Origin of the sequence: Streptomyces palmae (genome assembly GCF_004684805.1) — a bacterium.
GTDB lineage: Bacteria > Actinomycetota > Actinomycetes > Streptomycetales > Streptomycetaceae > Streptomyces > Streptomyces palmae.
The window spans coordinates 1-3,980 of record NZ_SRID01000509.1 but is presented as its reverse complement, the minus strand read 5'-3'; the positions used below and the strand labels follow the sequence as shown (position 1 = coordinate 3,980).

2 protein-coding genes are annotated in these 3,980 nt (G+C 71.7%); both read left to right on the top strand.

The annotated features are described in order from the left end of the window. Positions 1-1,357, top strand: a 1,357-nt coding sequence (locus tag E4099_RS30095) for a type I polyketide synthase (RefSeq protein WP_135342275.1), incomplete at its 5' end; no start/stop codon positions are given. A gap of 43 nt (positions 1,358-1,400) precedes the next feature. Then, the coding region (locus E4099_RS30090; RefSeq protein ID WP_135342274.1) for a type I polyketide synthase at positions 1,401-3,980 on the top strand (2,580 nt) is incomplete at its 3' end.

Here is a 3,980-nt window from a genome sequence, read left to right as displayed (position 1 = left end):
CCCCACCCTCGACCCCAACGGCACCATCCTCATCACCGGCGGCACCGGCACCCTCGGCGCCCTCACCGCCGAACACCTCACCCGCCACCACGGCATCCGCCACCTCCTCCTCCTCAGCCGCCAAGGACCCAACGCACCCGGCGCCCAACAACTCACCCAAAAACTCCAACAACTCGGCGCCACCGTCCACATCACCGCCACCGACACCACCGACCTCAACCAACTCACCCACGCCATCAACACCATCAACCCCCAACACCCCCTCACCGGCATCATCCACACCGCCGGCACCCTCCACGACGCCACCCTCACCACCCAAACACCCCACCACCTCACCCACACCTGGCACCCCAAAGCCACCACCGCCACCAACCTCCACCACGCCACCAAACACCTCCCCCTCACCCTCTTCACCATCTACTCCTCCGCCGCCGCCACCCTCGGCAGCCCCGGACAAACCAACTACGCCGCCGCCAACGCCTACTGCGACGCCCTCATCACCCACCGACACCACAACGGACTCCCCGGCACCTCCATCGCCTGGGGACTCTGGGCCGACACCAGCACCATGACCAGCCAACTCGCCCAGAGCGACCTGGCCCGGATGGGGCGTACCGGGTTCACCGCGCTCCGTTCCGAGCAGGGTCTCGCCCTGTTCGACGCGGCCTGCGGCTACGGCGACGCCCATCTGCTGGCGGCCGACATCGATCTCCGGGCACTGGCCGACCAAGCCGAGCACACGCTTCCCGCAGCCCTGCGAGCGCTCGCCACCCAGGCGGACGGGCCGGCGAGGCGTACGGTCGGTCCGGATCAGCATCCCGGTGGCCTGGTCCGCCGGCTCGCCGGGCTGTCTCCGGCCGAACAACGGCAGCTGCTGCTGACCCTGGTGCGTACCCATGCCGCGAGCGTGCTGGGGCACGCCGACGCGGAGAGCGTACGGGCCGAGGCGCCGTTCAGCGATCTGGGCTTCGACTCACTCACCGCGGTGGAGCTGCGCAACCGGCTCGGGATGGCCACCGGGCTGCGGCTGCCGGCCGCCATGGTCTTCGACTTCCCGACCGCCCAGGCCCTCGCCGACCATCTGCACGGCCGACTCGCCGACGACGCGGCGGCCCCGGCGGCATCCGGTGGAGTCGATCCGGTGCTGGGCGAGTTGGCCCGGTTGGAGACCACCCTGTCGGCCCTCGCCCTGCCCGGCGACGAGGCCGAGGCGGTGACAGCGCGGCTTGAGGGGTTGCTGGCGAAATGGAAGGCGGCGTGTGCGCCGCCGGCTGACGGCAGTCCGGCCGACCGGCTGGAGCTGGCCACCGCCGACCAGGTGCTCGCCTTCATCGACAACGAACTCGGCACGTCCTGACAACCCGCAGCTTCTCTCCCGCGTAAGAAGGTCGTGACTCTCCATGGCGAACGAAGACAAGCTGGTCGACTACCTGAGGCGGGTGGCGACGGATCTGCATGACACCCGCCGGCGTCTGCGCGAGGTGGAGGAGCGGCATCAGGAGCCGATCGCCATCGTGGGCATGGCCTGCCGCTTTCCCGGCGGAGTCGACTCGCCCGAGGCGCTGTGGGAGCTCGTCGCCTCAGGCCGGGACGCGGTCGGGCCGTTCCCGAGCGACCGGGGCTGGGACCTGGAGGGCCTCTACCATCCCGACCCCGACCACCCTGGCACCAGCTACACCCGCGACGGCGCCTTCCTGGACTGCGCCGACCGGTTCGACGCCGAATTCTTCGAGGTCAGCCCGCGGGAGGCGCTGGCCACCAGTCCCCAGCAGCGGCTGCTGCTGGAGGTCGCCTGGGAGTTGTTCGAGCGGTCCGGCATCGACGCCTCGTCCGTACGGGGCAGCCAGTCCGGTGTGTACGTGGGTACGGCGACCGTCGGCTCCGCGGGCCGGGGCGGGCGCCCGCGGCGGGAGGCCGAGGGCTACGCGGGCGGCGCCCCCAGCATGCTGTCCGGCCGGGTGGCGTACACCTTCGGTCTGGAGGGCCCGGCCGTCACGGTCGAGACGGCATGCTCCTCGTCGCTGGTGGCGATGCATCTGGCCACCCAGGCGCTACGGCAGGGCGAGTGCGGCCTGGCGTTGGCCGGCGGGGTGACGGTGATGGCCTCGCCCGAGGTGTTCACCGGCTTCTCCCGGCAGCGCGGTCTGGCCCCGGACGGCCGCTGCAAGCCGTTCGCGGCGGCCGCGGACGGCACCGGCTGGGGGGAGGGTGTCGGGCTGGTCCTGCTGGAGCGCCTCTCCGACGCCCGGCGCAACGGGCACCGGGTGCTGGCCGTGGTCCGCGGCTCGGCGGTCAACCAGGACGGGGCCAGCAACGGGATGACCGCGCCCAACGGCCCTTCCCAGCAGCGGGTCATCCGCCAGGCCCTGGTCAACGGCCGACTGTCGGCGGCCGAGGTGGACGCGGTGGAGGCGCACGGCACCGGCACCCGGCTGGGCGACCCGATCGAGGCCGACGCGCTGCTCGCCACCTATGGGCGCGACCGGCCGGCGGACCGCCCGCTGCTGCTGGGCTCGATCAAGTCGAACATCGGGCACACCCAGGGTGCCGCCGGTGTGGCGGGGGTGATCAAGATGGTGATGGCGATCCGCCACGCGGTCTTCCCCGCCACCCTGCACATCGACGAGCCCACCCCGCATGTGGACTGGTCCAGCGGGGCCGTGCGTCTGGTGGCAGAGCGGCTCGACTGGCCGGAGGCGGACCGACCGCGGCGTGCCGCGGTGTCCTCGTTCGGCATCTCGGGGACCAACGCCCATGTGATCCTCGAGCAGGCACCGGAGCCGCTCCAGGAGGCGTCCGAGGAATCGCCGTCGGACGGCCGGCCGCGCCGGGAGGCGGAGGCCCCGGCCGGTGGGGTGGGTGGGGTGGTGCCGTGGGTGCTGTCCGCCCGCTCCGCGGAAGCCCTCAGCCGGCAGGCACAGCGCCTGGCCGGCTATCTGGAGGACAACCCGCACGCCGACCCGGTGGATGTCGGATGGTCCCTGCTGACCACTCGGTCCGCCATGAGCCACCGTGCCGTCGTGATCGGCCGCGACCCCGCCGAACTCACCACGGGACTGCGGCACCTGGCCACCGGCGACCCCCACCCCGCGATCGTCCAAGGCGCCGTCGGCGCCGGCGCCGGGCCCGGCCCCGTCATGGTCTTCCCCGGCCAGGGCAGCCAATGGCAGGGCATGGGCAGGGACCTCCTGGCAGCCAACGCCACCTTCGCCGACGTCATCGACCAGTGCCGGCAAGCCCTCGCGCCGCACACCGACTGGAACCTCACCGACGTCCTCGACGGTTCCGACACCACCACCGACCTCACCCAGACCCACGTCGTCCAGCCCACCCTCTGGGCGATCATGGTCGCCCTCGCCTCCGTGTGGAAGGCCCACGGCATCACCCCCACCGCCGTCATCGGGCACTCACAAGGCGAGATCGCCGCCGCCACGATCGCCGGAGCCCTCAGTCTGACCGACGCGGCCCGCCTCATCACCCACCGCGCCACCACCCTCACCGCGCTCACCGGTACCGGCACCATGGCCACCCTCAACACCACCGAAGAGCACACCGACCACCTCATCACCAGCCTCCGCCCCCACACCGGCAACATCACCATCGCCGCCGCCAACAGCCCCACCACCACCGTCGTCGCCGGTCCCGTACAGGAGATCGCCGTCCTCCTCACCGAGGCCGGGAAGCAGGGCATCCGCACCCACCGGCTCGACGTCAACTACCCCTCCCACCACCCGCAGATCGACGAACTCCACACCCGACTCACCCGGACCCAGAGCCCGGTCACGCCTCAGCCCACCGACTGCGCCTTCTACTCCACCGTCACCACCCAACGCCAGGACCCCACCCAGCTCACCACTGACTACTGGTACGACAACCTCCGCCAGCCCGTTCGCTTCCATCAGACCGTCAACGCCCTGCTCAACGACGGCTACCGCCACTTCATCGAGGTCAGCCCCCACCCCATCCTCACCCCCGCGCTC